This is a genomic window from Enterococcus sp. AZ020 (genome assembly GCF_050499205.1).
Lineage (GTDB): Bacteria > Bacillota > Bacilli > Lactobacillales > Enterococcaceae > Enterococcus_L > Enterococcus_L dunnyi.
The window spans coordinates 1,866,717-1,883,787 of the sequence record NZ_JBIPAT010000001.1 but is presented as its reverse complement, the minus strand read 5'-3'; the positions used below and the strand labels follow the sequence as shown (position 1 = coordinate 1,883,787).

General features: G+C 40.2%; 12 protein-coding genes. 6 read left to right on the top strand and 6 right to left on the bottom strand.

Annotated elements, in window-relative coordinates:
- Positions 1–48 precede the first annotated feature (48 nt).
- Positions 49–723, bottom strand: coding sequence for a beta-phosphoglucomutase (pgmB, locus tag IGI58_RS09145; RefSeq protein ID WP_429953697.1), 675 nt, complete (start codon positions 721–723; stop codon positions 49–51).
- Complete coding sequence (locus IGI58_RS09140; protein ID WP_429953698.1) at positions 716–2,995, bottom strand: glycoside hydrolase family 65 protein; 2,280 nt, start codon at positions 2,993–2,995, stop codon at positions 716–718. The genes pgmB and IGI58_RS09140 overlap by 8 nt, the downstream gene beginning before the upstream one ends.
- 245 nt (positions 2,996–3,240) lie before the next feature.
- Between IGI58_RS09140 and IGI58_RS09135 the strand changes: the two genes are divergently transcribed.
- The 3 genes from IGI58_RS09135 to IGI58_RS09125 all read left to right on the top strand — a co-directional run bounded on the left by IGI58_RS09135 (position 3,241) and on the right by IGI58_RS09125 (position 7,162).
- Positions 3,241–5,427, top strand: a complete 2,187-nt coding sequence (locus IGI58_RS09135; protein ID WP_429953699.1) for a PTS transporter subunit IIBC — start codon at positions 3,241–3,243, stop codon at positions 5,425–5,427.
- A 146-nt stretch (positions 5,428–5,573) separates the two neighbouring features.
- Positions 5,574–6,404: an endonuclease/exonuclease/phosphatase family protein gene (locus tag IGI58_RS09130; RefSeq protein WP_429953700.1), complete on the top strand. Its 831-nt coding sequence runs from the start codon at positions 5,574–5,576 to the stop codon at positions 6,402–6,404.
- A 125-nt stretch (positions 6,405–6,529) separates the two neighbouring features.
- The gene (locus IGI58_RS09125; protein ID WP_429955330.1) at positions 6,530–7,162 is read left to right on the top strand and encodes an SDR family oxidoreductase; all 633 of its coding nucleotides are present in this window, start codon (positions 6,530–6,532) and stop codon (positions 7,160–7,162) included.
- Between the two features lie 217 nt (positions 7,163–7,379).
- Here the strand turns inward: IGI58_RS09125 and IGI58_RS09120 are convergent, their stop codons facing one another.
- The 3 genes from IGI58_RS09120 to IGI58_RS09110 all read right to left on the bottom strand — a co-directional run bounded on the left by IGI58_RS09120 (position 7,380) and on the right by IGI58_RS09110 (position 10,923).
- Positions 7,380–8,219, bottom strand: a complete 840-nt coding sequence (locus IGI58_RS09120) for a sugar ABC transporter permease (RefSeq protein WP_087640611.1) — start codon at positions 8,217–8,219, stop codon at positions 7,380–7,382.
- 5 nt (positions 8,220–8,224) lie between these two features.
- Positions 8,225–9,580, bottom strand: coding sequence for a carbohydrate ABC transporter permease (locus IGI58_RS09115; RefSeq protein ID WP_429953701.1), 1,356 nt, complete (start codon positions 9,578–9,580; stop codon positions 8,225–8,227).
- Positions 9,581–9,687: 107 nt separating this feature from the next.
- Positions 9,688–10,923 carry an extracellular solute-binding protein gene (locus IGI58_RS09110; protein WP_429953702.1) on the bottom strand — a complete coding sequence of 412 codons (1,236 nt, stop codon included), beginning with the start codon at positions 10,921–10,923 and terminating at the stop codon, positions 9,688–9,690.
- Between the two features lie 330 nt (positions 10,924–11,253).
- On the opposite strand from IGI58_RS09110, the gene IGI58_RS09105 reads away from it, so the two are divergent.
- Genes IGI58_RS09105 through IGI58_RS09095 form a run of 3 tightly spaced genes read left to right on the top strand, consistent with a single transcriptional unit; the run spans position 11,254 to position 16,352 of the window.
- Positions 11,254–13,119, top strand: a complete 1,866-nt coding sequence (locus IGI58_RS09105) for a glycoside hydrolase family 13 protein (protein WP_225533264.1) — start codon at positions 11,254–11,256, stop codon at positions 13,117–13,119.
- A complete protein-coding gene (locus IGI58_RS09100; RefSeq protein ID WP_429953703.1) occupies positions 13,040–14,692 on the top strand; it encodes a glycoside hydrolase family 13 protein in 1,653 nt (550 codons plus the stop codon). The genes IGI58_RS09105 and IGI58_RS09100 overlap by 80 nt, the downstream gene beginning before the upstream one ends.
- A complete protein-coding gene (locus tag IGI58_RS09095) occupies positions 14,685–16,352 on the top strand; it encodes an alpha-glucosidase (protein ID WP_429953704.1) in 1,668 nt (555 codons plus the stop codon). The genes IGI58_RS09100 and IGI58_RS09095 overlap by 8 nt, the downstream gene beginning before the upstream one ends.
- Before the next feature lie 93 nt (positions 16,353–16,445).
- On the opposite strand, the gene IGI58_RS09090 is transcribed toward IGI58_RS09095, so the two are convergent.
- Positions 16,446–16,985 (bottom strand): hypothetical protein, encoded by a 540-nt coding sequence (locus IGI58_RS09090; protein ID WP_429953705.1) that lies wholly within the window; start codon positions 16,983–16,985, stop codon positions 16,446–16,448.
- Between the last annotated feature and the right edge of the window lie 86 nt (positions 16,986–17,071).

Genomic DNA, 17,071 nt, shown 5'->3' with positions numbered 1-17,071 from the left:
CGTTGCTATCGTCATTTTACGACTGTACAAATTCCTTGACCTGAGGACTTACTTCTCTTTTCTTTCTGTCTGCCAAACACTAGTCAAATACGCCAGCGTCAACCCTTCCGTTGAAGAAACTAATGCAATATCCTGTCCTAAATCTTCTTTACGACCAACCCCAACAGGTACCGCACCGCTTGCCAAAATCGCTTGGATCCCTGCTTTGGCATCTTCGATCCCAAGGCATTCTTGTGTAGTTAAGCCAACTTCACTTGCAGCCAGTTGAAAAATCTCGGGATCCGGCTTTCCTTTTTTAACTTTAGCCGGATCAGCGATCCCATCAAAATAAGGAAGTAATGCCATTTTTTCTAGCAAGAAGGGACCATTTTTACTAGCAGAAGCCAAAGAAATTTTAAAATTTTGCTCCTTCAATTGTTTCAATAACTCTAAAATGCCTGGATAAACATCTGTCGGACTCACATTTTGAATCATTTCTACATAGTATTCATTTTTCCGCTGCGCCAGTTCAGCAAACTGCTCTGGAGTATACCCATCACTCTGTCCGCCGTGAGCCAGCATCAATGTTAAAGAATCTTCTCGACTGACACCTTTTAACTCCTCATTGAACGCGCGGTCAATAGTAATACCGATCTCTTTGCCCAACTGTTTCCAAGCTTGATAATGATACTCCGCTGTATCCGTCAACACTCCATCTAAATCAAACAACACACCTTTAAACATGTTCTGCCACCTTTTCCACCTTAACAACTACTTCATCTTCTAAACTTACTTGGTTTCCGTATAGTTTAAGTGATAATTTATCTCCGGAAACTAATGTTAAACGAACCTCATTTTGATCAACTGCTACATATAACAAGCGTCCGCGATAATTTACATGAAACGCATAGCTTGTCCAACTCTGTGGTAAAAACGGCGCGAAACTCAATGCCTCATTCGCTGTTTTCATTTGAGCAAACCCTTGAACGATCGCCAACCAGCTGCCTGTCATAGATGTAATATGCAAACCATCTTCTGTATCATTATTATAATTATCTAAATCTAAGCGAGCTGTTCGCTGATACATTTCCACCGCTTTTTCTTCCATCCCAAGCTCTGCTGCCAAAACAGCATGAATACTTGGTGACAATGATGATTCATGCACAGTCATCGGCTCATAGAATAAGAAATTACGTTCCTTCTCAGCTTGGGTAAAGCGTTCGCCAAAGAAATAGATGCCTTGCAATACATCTGCTTGCTTAATGAAGCAAGAACGTAAAATTCGATCCCAAGACCATTTTTGATTTAACGGCAGATTTTCTGGTGAAAGATCGCTGCTTGGCATCAAATCCTTATCTAAAAATGTATCATGCTGGACAAAAACACCCAACTCTTCATCAAACGGATAATACATATGCTCAATGATATCCTGCCACGAAGCTTGTTCTTCAGCTGATATTTCTACGGTTGTTTCTGTTTGATAGTTAAGATAATTTTCTAAAGTATACTGCAATACCCAAGTTGCGATAGTATTTGTATACCAATTATTGTTGACGTTATTTTCATATTCATTTGGTCCTGTGACACCATGAATCATGTATTTCCCTTTACGTTTTGAGTAATGTACACGATCTGCCCAGAAACGTGCGATTTCTGTTAAAACTTGTAAGCCTTCATTTTTTAGATAGTCACTATCACCTGTATAGTTCACATAATTGTAAATAGCATAGGCGATCGCACCATTTCTGTGGATCTCTTCAAATGTGATTTCCCACTCGTTATGACACTCTACTCCGGTAAAGGTCACCATTGGATATAAGGCACCTGCCAATCCTTGTTGGCGAGCATTATGCTTCGCTTGTTCTAATTGATTATAGCGGTATTTCAACAGATTTTTTGTTACTTCTGGTTTTGCCAATGCAAGGTATAATGGTACAGCATAAGCTTCCGTATCCCAATAAGTAGCACCGCCATATTTTTCTCCCGTAAAGCCTTTTGGTCCAATATTCAAGCGTTCATCTTCACCATAATATGTCGTAAATAACTGGAATAAATTAAACCGAATGCCTTGTTGTGCAGCCTCGTCTCCTTCGATCGTCACATCCGCTAAAGCCCAACGCTCTTGCCACGCTTCATTTTGTTCTTGAAGAAGCTCCTCAAATCGTTTTGAACTTTCTTGTAATAACTGAACTGCTTTTTCTTGTTGTTGTTCTTCTGGAATATCACGACTTGTCAGGACAATGACTTGTTTTTCCAGCACAAGTGATTCGCTTTCTGATAGCTGCTTTTGGAAAATTTGTTGTATTTTCAACGCTTCTGCTTCTGAACCCTCAGTATTCATCGTTGTGTTATGCTTCATAGCACCTGTCACAGCAAACTGTTCAATGCCAAAAGCATTAGGAATCGTGCGCGTTGTCAAAAAACCGACTTCATCAGTGAATCCAGTGCCACGAGCTTCCCAAAACATTTCATCATAGTTGCTGTCTTCATTACGAACATCACCATCGATTTTTGAAAGGATTTGAATATCTGCACTTCCTTTAAGAACCTCAGCCGTTACTCGAATAACTGCTAATTCTTGTTGAACGATACTTAAAAAGCGCTCAAAACGGAATTTCACTGTTGCCTTGTCACTCTCTAAAATAAATATTCTTGTCAATAAACCATTATGCATATCTAATTCTAGGTAAAAATCCTTAGGTTCTTGTACACCTAAATCTATAGCTTCCCCATTTACAAAAATATCCAGTGCAATAAAATTCATTGCATTGATCACTTTACCAAAGTAATCTGGATAGCCATTTTTCCACCAGCCCACTCTCGTTTTATCTGGATACCAAACACCAGCTAGATAGGTTCCTTGATGATGATCACCCGTATAGCGCTCTTCAAAATTTCCACGCATCCCCATATAACCGTTTCCTATAGATGTAAGAGACTCCTGCAAACGGCGTTCGTCACGTTCTAATTGGTGTGTTGAAATTTTCCATGGATCTATTTCAAATAGATGATTCATTTTGATTTCCTCCTAAACTCGTTTCATTTCTTAACACCATAATAAACGCAACCGATTGCATTGTCAATTATTTATTCATAAACTTATCTACTTTTCTCCTTACTACACCAATTTTATTGATTTATACTGATTGTAACTTGTTCATAAAATTTAGATTTCACTTCGGGGTTTACAAAATTAAAAAACTATTTTATACTAATATCAACGAAAACGATTGCGTAAAAATTGCAAAGGGGAGAAAAAGAATGAAAAAGTTACTAAGTTTTGAGTTTTGGCAAAAATTCGGGAAAGCGTTGATGGTCGTTATTGCTGTGATGCCTGCCGCCGGTTTGATGATCAGTATCGGTAAAACGATCCCGCTGATCAATCCTGACTGGACTGCTTTAGCAACAACAGGAGGCGTGATCGAAAATATCGGTTGGGCTGTTATCGGCAATCTTCATTTACTGTTCGCATTAGCGATCGGCGGAAGTTGGGCAAAAGAACGGGCTGGTGGAGCATTTGCTGCCGGGCTTTCGTTCATCTTGATCAATCGGATCACTGGTTCGATTTTCGGTGTCACAAGTGAGATGCTAACGGACGATAAAGCATTCACTCATACTTTATTTGGTACTAAGATCATGGTCAAAGGGTTCTTCACCAGTGTCTTAGAAGCTCCTGCTTTGAATATGGGAGTGTTCGTCGGGATCATTGCTGGTTTTGTTGGTGCTATGGCCTTTAATAAATACTACAACTTCCGGAAATTACCTGATGCTTTGTCATTTTTCAACGGAAAACGCTTTGTCCCATTCGTTGTTATCCTATGGTCAACGATCGTTTCTATCCTTTTAGCAATTATTTGGCCATCTATCCAGGCTGGAATCAATAACTTTGGTTTATGGATCGCACAATCACAAGATACCGCTCCGATCCTAGCACCGTTCTTATACGGAACACTAGAGCGTCTTCTTTTACCATTTGGACTTCATCACATGTTGACGATCCCGATCAACTATACACAATTAGGCGGAACATATGAAATCCTTTCCGGTGCACAAGCAGGAACGCAAGTGTTTGGACAAGATCCATTATGGCTAGCTTGGGCAACTGATTTGGTCAACTTGAAAGGCGCCGGCGATATGTCTCAATATGATTTCGTTCTAAACAACTGGACTCCTGCCCGCTTCAAAGTCGGACAAATGATAGGTGCTTCAGGTATCTTAATGGGCATGACTGTCGCAATGTATCGTAATGTCGATCCTGACAAGCGCTCAAATTACAAATCAATGTACCTTTCTGCAGCATTGGCTGTCTTTTTAACAGGCGTAACTGAGCCATTAGAATTTATGTTTATGTTCGCTGCCGTACCACTTTATGTTGTATACGCAGTTATCCAAGGGGCTGCTTTCGCGATGGCAGATATTGTTTCGCTACGTGTTCACTCTTTTGGAAATATCGAACTATTGACACGAACACCACTTGCACTCAAAGCTGGCCTCGGAATGGATTTACTTAATTTCGTTCTTTGCACGATCGGATTTGGTGTATTGACCTATTTCATCGCAAACTTTATGATCAAAAAATTCAATTTTGCTACTCCTGGTAGAAACGGAAACTATGATAGCAACGATGCTTCAAGCGATTCAGCAGCTACAAGCGGAGCAACAACGATCGATGGAATCGACCCTCAAATCATCGAGGTGATCCATCTACTCGGCGGAAAAGAAAACATCGTCGATGTCGATGCTTGTATGACTCGCTTACGAGTCAGCGTACACGATAAAGACAAGGTCGGAAATGAAGAGTCATGGAAAAAAGCGGGAGCTATGGGATTGATCGTCAAAGATAACGGCGTACAGGCAGTTTACGGACCTAAAGCGGATGTGCTAAAATCAGATATCCAAGACTTACTGGATTCTGGTGCTGTGATTCCTTCAATTCAACAAACACAAACCGAAACAACAACGGATGCTGCAGATACTACAAATTATCTTGGTATCACTAAAACACTGGTTCCAGTCGCTGACGGAACGGTGATCGCAATTGACGAAGTAGATGATCCTGTTTTCTCACAAAAAATGATGGGCGACGGCTTTGCTGTCATCCCGGAAAATAGCACGATCTATGCACCGATAGATGGTGTGATCAGCAGTATTTTCCCATCAAAACATGCTTTAGGGATCCAAACAAACGAAGGGATCGAAGTTCTAGTCCACATGGGATTAGATACAGTGGAAATGAAGGATTCTGCCTTTACGATTTCTGTCACAGAAGGACAAAAAGTAACTGCAGGAGATGTTATCGCTACTGCTGATTTAGCCAAAATCGAAGCAGCCGGCAAACAAACGACGATGATCGTTGTCTTCACGAACGGAGAAAAAGTCAAACAGTTCACATTAGATAAAAAAGGAAAACAAGCACCTGGAACAACCATTGGAAAATTAGAGATCTAATGACATCACCAAGAGGTTGGACCAGAAGTAACTCCGAGAAATAAGAAGGAGTTACTTCTGTTTCCACCGTTTATTCGTTTTTAAAGGGACTGGATCGTAACTCGTAGAGTTATGTCTCAGTCTCTTTCTATAGAAAGAGGTAGACAATGAAAGTATTGACGTTAAACACACACAGCTGGATGGAAGAACACCCTCTAGAAAAATTACAACAACTCGTAAAGCAAATTTTAGAAGACGACTATGATTTGATCGCTTTGCAAGAAGTCAACCAACGGATCGACAGCCAACCGGTTATCGATTCCCCTAATTTTCACCCCACGAATGATCAATTTGCTGTCCACGAAGATAATTTTGCTTATCTATTGGTTCAACAATTAGCAGAACAACACGCCATTTATCATTGGAGCTGGGCTTACAACCATATCGGTTACGATCTCTACCATGAAGGTGTTGCACTATTATCAAAGCAGCCGATTAAACCGGAAGCAGCACTTGTCTCAAAAGAACAAAATCCAGCTGATTATCGTAGAAGAGTTGTGCTGCTCGGTCAGACATTCGTTGGCGAACTGCCGATCACCGCAGCAAGCTGCCACTATTCTTGGTGGACAGAAACAGACGGCTTCGCTTATGAATGGCAGCAAACAGAAGCCATTTTAAAGCACTGTCCTTCACCATTGATAATCATGGGCGACTTCAACAATCCTGCTTCTGCAGTAGAAACTGGTTACGAACTTGTTTGCAATAGTAGTTTACACTTACAGGATAGTTTTTTATCCGCAAAAAAAAGAACAGGTGAATTTACCGTAGAAAAAGCAATCGACGGTTGGGGCGAAAACCAAGAAAAACTTAGGATCGACTACATTTTCACTTCACCAGAATTGTCGATCGACCATTATCACATTTTATTCGATGGTAAACGAACGCCGATCATCAGCGATCACTTTGGCGTAGCTGTTACAGTCGATCAAAAGAATTAAAAACATCTGTATCCAGCATTTTGAGGTTAGCATAAAACAAAAATATCGTTTTATGCTGATCTCTTTTTTTGTATAAAAATGCGTTCATACGTTACACTTGTAAAAAGAAGAAAGCGGTGATTTTAATGAATATCGTTATTTTCGGCGGCAGCGGCTTCATCGGAACTGCCTTATGCAAAGAACTCCTCCAGCGCAAGCATACTGTAACGAGCATTTCACGTCACGGACGTCCCGATACCCTTACAGAGGAATGGGCGAATTATGTACATTGGGTACATTCCGATATTTTAAACGACACTGCGTGGCAATCAGCGATCATCAATGCAGACTGGGTGATCGACGCTATCGGCATACTTACGGAAAAACCAAATAAAGGTATTACTTACGAGCGCTTTATCGTTGAACCCGTTCAGCGAATGTCAACTTTTTTAACTGCGCAACTGCAACCAGCGAAATTTTTATTCCTATCTGCCAATGCTGCACCATTTCCACTAAAAAAATATATGTCAGCAAAACGTAAGGCAGAACAGGTGATTCACGAGCAGCATTTTCCATATACGATTGTTTATCCTAGCCTGATCATGGATAAACAACGCCCAACTTCTGTCATTGGCGGTAAAGCCATCTTATGCTTCAAGAAGTTGCCTATCTTTAAGCACTTCGTAAGAGACTATGATCCCATCACTAGAGAACAATTAGCGATGGAAATCACCAATCTAGTCGAAGGCAAACGATCTTTTTTAACAGAACGACGCTAGCAAAAAAAGGGACCGGGACATAACTCTACGAGTTACGACCCAGTCCTCTTTAAAATGAATAAATGGTAGAAGCAGTAGTAACTCCTTCTCATTGCTGTAAAACACAACGAAGAATGCGTTGATTCTTTCTCGTCAAAGACTCGTCGTAGATAAACAGTGTTGCATAGTACCTACTTGGTTCTCGGAGTTGAACACTTCTGTCCCAGCCTCTTTTTCACTACCCTTTGACAGAACCACTTGTTATTCCCTCTACATAGTATTTTTGCATAAAGATAAACAGTAACGTGATCGGTACAGCGATCAACACACAGCCGGCAGTAAAAGTCATAAAGTACTGATCGATCTTGTCTCTCGTTTGCATCGTAAACAAGCCGATCGCAACAGTATACTTATTAACATTATCGCCCAAAATGATTTTTGCAAAAATGAAATCCATCCACGGTGCCATAAACGCCATCAACGCTGTATAAACAATGATCGGTTTGCTTAACGGAAGTGTGATCTTAGTAAAAATCTCAAACTTACTCGCCCCATCGATCATCGCCGATTCATCCAACGCCATTGGAATCGTATCAAAGAACCCTTTCGCTATATAAAAGCTCAATGCCGCACCAGAGGAATAGACTAAAATCAACGCCAATAAACTTCCAGTCAAATTCATCGCTTTTAAAATATAGTAGACAGCGATCATACTCATAAATCCTGGAAACATATTCAAAACAAGCGCTAGCTTCAAAAACGGTTTTCTCGCTTTAAATCTCAGACGGCTAAGCGAATAAGCCATCGCAATCGTGATCAGCGTAGACAAAATACAACTGCAAACTGCAACAAACAATGTATTTAAAAACCATTGCACAAATGGATACGTCGAGCTCGTCAGAAGCATCTTATAATTTTCAAAGGTAAATTGCTTTGGAATAAAGTACGTTACAAATGCCCCGCCTTCGCTACGAAAGCTTGTCAACACGATCCAAACGATTGGAAAAATCCAGACGATCGATAGTATCGTCAACAATGTGTAGTGAACGATCAACGTTTTTCTTTTTTTCGATTTCATATGCGTTACGCCCCTTCTGTTTTAAATGAGCTGCTTCGTGTATAAGCAATCAAGGAGAAGACCGCTGATAGAACGAAGATGATGATCCCAATAACCGAAGCTAAATTGTAATCCGCTGCAGTGACTGTCAGTTTATACAACCACGTAACCAGCAAATCTGTTTCCCCCGCTGAATGATAATTGCTATTAGCAGGTTGTCCGCCAGTCAGCAGGAAAATCACGTTGAAATTATTGATATTTCCGATAAACTGCTGGATCAAGCTTGGTGCCATCACAAATAAAATTTGAGGAAACGTAATGTTTTTAAAAATCTGAAATTTATTAGCTCCATCAATTTCAGCAGCTTCGATTTGGTCATCAGGCAAATTAGTGATGATCCCTGTCGCAACTAGCATCGTCACTGGAATCCCAACCCACATATTTACAAAAATGACAGTGACTTTCGCTAACAGCCCGTCTGTTAGAAACGGAATCGGCTGATCGATCAACCCCCAGTTTTGCAACAGCGCATTGACCGGTCCTGATCCGTTGAATAGATTAGCCATCAGTAACAAACTCACAAACTGAGGCACAGCCATCGTGATCACAAAAATCGTACGCCAAACTTTTTTCCCTTTAACTCCTTTAGCATTGATCAAAAGAGCTAACAAAATCCCAAAGAAAAAAGTCGTAGCTGTAGCCAGTACCGCCCAAATCAACGTCCAGCTCAGAACTGGGAAGAAGGTACTCGCAATATCTCCTGTGATCACATTTCCGAAGTTCGCAAAGCCGACCCAGCTAAAAAGGTTTTTCGGTGGCAAATGATTATGATCATAGCTTGTAAATGCGATCGAAATCATATAAAGCAAGGGTAAAATCGTGAATGCCAACACACCTAACAATGGAATACTCATCAATGTCACATAAAATTTTTCATTCAGCAAACTACTTAAATCTTCTTTTAACGTCGGCAACGGTCTATTTGCTTCTTTTAGCACAAATATTTTACGGGCACTTCTAAGATTGACAAAATAAAGAAAAATAAAAAGGACAATAAGAATAATAGCTGCAATCCCAAATAACAGAAGCAGCATCGAGTTATCACCTGGTTGCTGCACTTCGATCCCCAACGTCTCATCCATGACCCAGCCTTGAGATTTTGTCCCCAAGGTTTGAAGCATTGAGAGCGCATGAAATCCATTCAGCACCAACCAAGCGATAAAACCAAGCTGTAACGCTAAAAAAAGGAGCCCTTTGACTATTTGACCATTCAGCAAGTTGGCCATTCCCATGAAAATAAAAGAGAGTTTGATCGATTTATCTCCTTTTTTGAACAACTGTCTAAAACTAATCTGATCATCCGCTTTCGGTTTTAACTTCATCGTGATTCACATCCTGTTCTTTTTCACTAAACTTGAGCTAAAAAGAGGAGGAGTATGAAGCGAACATTTGCATATTCGGTCCATACTCTAAACCTCAATTATCGTTTTTATTTATCTGATTTACTTGTATCTTTCACAAGCTTGTCTAACTTAGGTAAATATTGGTCTTCAGAAATTTTGTCATTATACGTATCATTGATGACCGCTTCAACTGGTCCCCAGAACGAAACCATCGCAGGCAGTTTAGGCATCACAACCGAATGATCAGCGTCACTCATCGTCATAACTGCGTTTGCTACATCATCTGCTTTTACTTTTTCATCTTCCTGTGCATCTTTATTCGCCGGCACAGTTCCATTTTTTTCAAATACTGTTAATTGATTTTCTTTACTTGTTAAGAAATCAGCTAAAGCCATTGCTGCAACGGGGCTCTTAGTTGACGCATTCACACCGAATAATTTAACACCTAAGAAGGCTTTTTGTTGCACATCGCCATTCCCTAAATCAACAGTTGGGTAAGGCGCAACAGCAAAATTATCGCCTAAAGCTTTTTCTACATCATTTTTAGACCATGGACCTGACAAAAATGCATCTGTTTTTCCATTACCGATATTTGATAATGCATCCGCATTTGATTGAATAACTCCCGGATTATCTTTTTGTGCCCGAATCCATTTTAAGACCTGCACACCTTTATCATTGTTGAAATTCGTTCCATTGATGTCTTCACCGTTCGCACCGTACAATTCATCTCCGTTTGACATAAACAGCGGTGTGAAAATATAGTTCGCTCCAGCTTCACCAAAGTTGGTTCCTAACTTCCCTTTAGAAGTCAGCGTTTCCCAGCTTTTCACATCATCTTCAGTCAATTTCGCTTTGTTATAATATAAAATTTGTGATTCTACACCATATGGATAACCGTATAATTTACCATCATAGGTTGCAGCTTCTACTGCACTTTCAGTACTATTTTCTTTCACGCTATCCTCATATTTTGTATTCGCATAAATAATTCCAGCGTCTACCATTTGTCCGAGTTGGTCATGAGGCATCATAAATACGTCAGCTGCAGCACTAGGATCTTTTTTCAAGTTTTCTTGCGCCGATGCAGATTCGCTTGGTTTGATCGTCACTTTCCAGTCTTTATGTTCTTTTTCAAATTCTTCAACTAAAGGTTTATACGTATCAACAAACGCTACATCCACCCACAACTTTATAGAAGCGTTTTCATTTTCTGCAGAAGTTTTTTTATCAGACGAACCTCCGCCACACGCTGCCAACATCACCGCAGCCGCTGCCATTGTCACACCTAATGCTAAAAGCTTTTTCGTATTTCTTTTCATCTTTTTGTTCCTCCCAGGAATTATTTAAATGATTGATCTATCCGCATTATGCAATCGTTTGCGTAAAAAGTCAAGTATAAATGTGCAAAAATTCGAAAAAACAATTTATAAGATACGAAATGCTTTTTCATAAGCTAGCTTAAAATCAGTTTAAAATGCTTTTTCTAACTAAAATCACCGAAATCAGGCTCTTCTCTTTGGATAGTCTAATTTAAAAGAATAAAATGCAATCGTTTGCGAAAAATATATTGAAAACGTTTTTCTTATATGGCATAATATGGGTGATTTTTGAAAAATGTATTTTGTTAACTGTAGGAGGGAACAACTAAAATGAATACTGCCGCAATCCATCATCAACCCGAAAGTGAATTTGCCTATCTATATACCTTAGATAAAATGCACATCCGTTTAAAAACTGGTCGTGAAGATGTTAAACACGTCTCCTTGATCAACGGAGATCCTTATCAGTTGGACCATCATGAGTGGTTCAACCAAACGATCCCGATGGAAAAATACTTATCAACAACAACACACGATTATTGGATCGTCGAAACATCTGCTTTACACCGTAGACTTAGCTACGCATTTAAAATCGAGGGAATGGATGGAAGCATTCTATTTTACGGCGATCATGGTTTTTTCCCTTATCAAGAAGCAACATTAAAAACAGCAAATAACTATTTTAAACTACCTTATTTTCATGAAGCCGATCGTTTCAAAGCACCTCAATGGGTCAAGGAAACCATTTGGTATCAAATTTTTCCAGAGCGTTTTGCTAACGGCGATCTCAGCAATGATCCTCAGGGGACACTGCCATGGGATAGTTCTATTTCTCCTAGTAGAGATGATTTTTTTGGCGGAGATCTGCAAGGTGTTTTAGATCATTTAGACCATTTTGTTGATCTTGGGATCAACGGACTTTATTTTTGCCCGATTTTTCAAGCAAGCAGCAATCATAAATACGATACGATCGATTATTTTGAAATCGATTCCGCTTTTGGTGACAAAAAATTATTCAAAACACTAGTAGAAGAATGCCATAAAAGAGGCATTCGTGTGATGCTGGATGCAGTGTTCAATCATATGGGCGATTTTTCACCGCAATGGCAAGATGTGATCAAAAACGGCGAGGATTCACCTTATGCACAATGGTTCCATATCCATAAGTTCCCTGTGACATATACACCGACTGCTGATTTTGAATTTTCGGATGATATCACTTACGACACATTCGCCTTCACACCACATATGCCAAAATTAAATACAGCAAACAAAGATGTACAAGACTATTTATTGAAAATCGCTCGTTACTGGATCGAAGAATTCGATATCGATGCCTGGCGTTTAGATGTCGCCAACGAAGTAGATCATCGTTTCTGGAGAAAATTCCACGATGTTTGTACTGAAGCGAAGGAAGATATTTATATTTTAGGAGAAATTTGGCATTCCTCTCAGCGCTGGCTACAAGGAGATGAATTCCACGCTGTGATGAATTATGCCTTTACTGATGCTATTCTCTCTTATTTTGTTTACCAAACGATCCCTCTAAGCAAACTTGTGTCAGAGTTGAATCATCAATTGATGCTATACAGAGAACAGACAAATCAAATCATGTTCAACGTATTAGACTCACACGACACTCCCCGCTTATTGACGATCGCTCAACACAATAAGAACTTGATGAAACAAGTCATGGCATTCACTTATCTACAAAAAGGCGTCCCTTGTTTATATTACGGAGACGAATATGCAATGGACGGTGGAGCCGATCCCGATTGTCGAAAATGCATGGTGTGGGAACCAGAGCAACAAGATCAGGAGATGTACAGCTTCGTAAAACATTTGATTGCATTTAGAAAGGAACACCAAACTTTACTATCCGAAGGCAAGCTTCGCTGGTTTGAGGTCGACGAACAAACAGGAACGATCGACTTCGCTTACGAATATGAAGGAACACGTTTACGCAGCATTTTCAATACTGGTGAACAACCTGTTTATGTAAAAAAATCAGATATTTTATTTTACAACCGAACACAACGGCTAGACCAAGATACTATCGAACTTGCACCATTCGGTTTTGCCTCATCACTTGAAATAGTAGAAAGGAATGAAAAAAATGGGATACATCAAAACAAACGCTCCTTGGTGGCAGGAAACAGTGGTTTATCAGGTTTATCCTCGCAGCTTCCAAGATAGTAACGGTGACGGAATCGGTGATCTACAAGGATTGATCCAACGTTTAGATTATTTAGAAAAGCTTGGGATCGGCGCTATCTGGCTTAGCCCAGTATACCAATCACCAAACGATGATAATGGCTACGACATCAGTGATTATGAGCAAATCATGGCAGAGTTTGGAACAATGGCAGATATGGAGCAACTGATCGAGGAAGCAGACAAACGAGGAATAAAAATCATTATGGATCTCGTTGTCAACCACACGAGCGATGAACATCCATGGTTTATCGAATCTCGTTCCTCTAAGGACAATCCTTACCGCGATTTTTACATCTGGCGAGAAGGGATCGATGGACAGGCGCCAAATGATCTGGAGTCGACTTTTTTAGGCTCCGCTTGGCAATTAGATACACACACTGGCGACTATTATCTACACCTTTTCAGCAAAAAACAGCCGGATCTAAACTGGGAAAACGCCGCTGTCCGCAAAGCAGTTTATGATATGATGAATTTTTGGATCGACAAAGGAATCGGTGGTTTCCGCATGGATGTCATCGATTTGGTCGGAAAAATCCCTGATCAAAAAATCACAGGAAATGGGCCTAAACTACATGACTACCTCCAAGAAATGAATGCCGCAACCTTCGGCGGAAAAGACTTGCTGACTGTCGGAGAAACTTGGGGGGCAACACCCGAAATCGCTAAGCTTTATTCTGATCCTAAACGACATGAACTCTCGATGGTTTTCCAGTTTGAGCATGTCGCTTTAGATGAACAGCCCGGCAAAAGCAAATGGGATTTACGTCCGCTTGTCATCTCAGAATTAAAAAATGTGTTCAGCAAATGGCAAACCGAGCTCGGCAACCAGGGATGGAACTCTTTGTTTTGGAATAACCACGATCTACCTCGTATCGTTTCCAGATGGGGCAATGATCGAGACTATCGCGTTCAAAGCGGCAAAATGCTGGCGATTCTACTCCATATGCTGAAAGGGACACCTTATATTTATCAGGGAGAAGAAATCGGCATGACCAATCGTGTGATCACGGACATTTCAGAAGCAGCAGATATCGAAAGTAAAAATATGTATGCGGATCGATTGGAAAAGGGCTACGCAAAAGAAGACATTCTATCATCCATCAATGCTAAGGGACGAGATAATGCTCGTACTCCGATGCAGTGGGATTCAAGTAAACATGCCGGTTTCACTACTGGAACTCCTTGGCTTGCAGTCAACCAAAATTATCCTGAAATCAATGTAGCACAGGCTTTAGAAGATGCGAACTCTCTTTTTTATACCTATCAGCAATTGATCACTTTGAGAAAAAAATATCCGTTGATCGTGTGGGGAACATTTGAATTGCTCACAGATACAACGGAAGAGATTTTTGCTTATTATCGTCATTACAAAGGAGAAAGTTGGCTGATCGTCTGCAATTTTTCTGATCAAGAGCAACCATTTTCACTGGATATAAATGCAGAACAAACCATTATCGCAAATACAGACAAAGAGTATCGCAGTCTTTTAAACAGAACGCTTGATCCTTATGAAGCATTTGTCGTCACGCTCGGAGGAAACCTAGATGCCTAACACAGCGATCGATATTCAGCGTCAACTACTGACTGAGAAAAGCACTTGGTGGAAAAACGCCGTCGGCTATCAAATTTATCCCCGTAGTTTCAAAGACAGTAATCACGATGGGATCGGTGATTTGAACGGTATTCGCCAAAAATTACCTTATTTAAAAGAGCTTGGGATCGATTTTATCTGGATCAATCCAATCTACGCTTCCCCAAATGCAGATAATGGCTATGATATTTCAGATTATCAAGCTATTCATAAAGATTTCGGTACTATGGAAGATTTTCAATCGTTAGTAAAAGAAGCACATGGGTTAGACATAAAAATCATCATGGATCTCGTTGTCAACCATACGAGTGATCAGCATCCATGGTTTCTTGAATCAAAAAAATCACTGGATAATCCGTATCGCGATTACTACCACTGGGTCGATGCAACGCCGGAACAGCTGCCGAATGACTGGCAATCCTTTTTTGGCGGTTCGACTTGGACATATGATGAGACAACTAAACAAGCATACTTTCATGTATTCGCGAAAGAACAGCCTGATCTCAACTGGACAAATCCTAAAGTTCGTCACGAAATCTACCAAATGATTCGCTGGTGGTTGGAGCTTGGGATCGATGGCTTTAGAATCGATGCCATCAGCCACATCCAAAAAGAACCTTGGGACTTTGAGATTACCGATAACCAGTGGGCGCCATTTATGAATGTTGCTGGTATCGAAAACTATTTAGCTGAGCTTAAAGCGATTTTCAATGAGTACAACGTGATGACTGTTGGTGAAGCTAGCGGAGTGCCCCATTCTGAAGCTTCAGAATGGACAGGAGATCACGGCTATTTCAATATGATTTTTGAATTGGAGCACTGTCAGCGTGTAGGTGAATTGGGCAGTCAAAAAGGTTCGATTTTTCATTTGAAGCATTCGCTGGATCAATGGCAAACAAGTTTAGAAGATGACGGTTGGAATGCCTTGTATTTAGAAAATCATGACACACCGCGCAGTGTTTCCGTTTATGGAGATGATTCACCAGAAGCTGCGAAGGCACTGGCGACTGTTTTACTGCTGCTAAAGGGAACACCGTTCATCTACCAAGGACAGGAACTAGGAATGACGAATTTCCCTTTCAGCTCTATCGAAGAAATCGATGCAGCTGATACGATCCATTTTTATCAAACGTTGCTGGCGGAAGGAAAGACTACAAAAGAAGCACTGAATATCGCAATCAATTGGTCAAGAGATCATAGCCGCACACCTTTCCAGTGGGATGAGTCACTATTTGGCGGCTTTTCTACGGTGACACCTTGGCTGAAGGTAAACCAAAACCACCAACTAATCAACGCAGCGCAAAAAGATGTAGAAACAAACAGTGTGTTCCATTATTATCAACAATTGATCCGTTTACGGAAAAGTACAGAAGCACTTATCTATGGCGTATTTACTTTACTGTTGCCTGAACACCCAACTGTTTTTAGCTATACTCGTACGACAGAAACGGAAAACTGGTTGATTTTAGTTCAACTGGACCGAGGCCAAACAACAGTCGCATTTCCTGATTCTTGGGAAACTGCTGGTTGGGAGGAAGTATTGACGAATACAGAGTATAAACCACTCGCTCATAAGATGATTCTGTCGGATTATGAAGCTCATGTTTACCGGAAAGTATAAAATAAAAATAAACAGCTTGAGAGCTAATGAAGCTCTCAAGCTGTTTATTTTTATTCTTGTAATTTATCGTCTATCAAGCAAAGAACATCAGGTTTATTTACGATGAAAAATGATGCTATTACTTAATTCATCAGTCTCTGGTGAATAAGTATAAATAAAGGGCTGTGGATTACCTGGGTTTGCCACACTATCAATATCCCAATAAATGGTATATGTATTTCCACTCTGAGAGAAATCAGTGACAGCATACGTTTGACCATTTGAAATAATCGTGTTCTCTGTTATCGTGAATTCAATATCTACTTCATCATTGTTCCCCACCCATGTTCCTCTTAGCAGTGCAGGTGTTACCGCATTCACATCCGCATTTTCATTTACCTCAGAACTATCAATAGTAACACTTTCACTTGAATCATTGGCCACAGCTGAATCAGAATGCTGATCTAAAGGCAGGGCCTCATTCATTTGTGACGATATACTCGATGATTTCGATGATTTTTCCTCTATCTTTTTTTGTTGTGTAGTTTGCGAACTTTGTACGCTAGAAGAGCTAGCTTCTGTTTCCTTTTGCTTTTCTTCAGAACAACCTACTAAAAATAATACTGATAAACCAACGATCCATGTTTTTTTCATACTAAACACTCCTTTTTTCTGTAACCAAATTGTAACACAAAAGAAATATTTATGTAACGATATTTTCTTAAGTTTCTTATAAGATC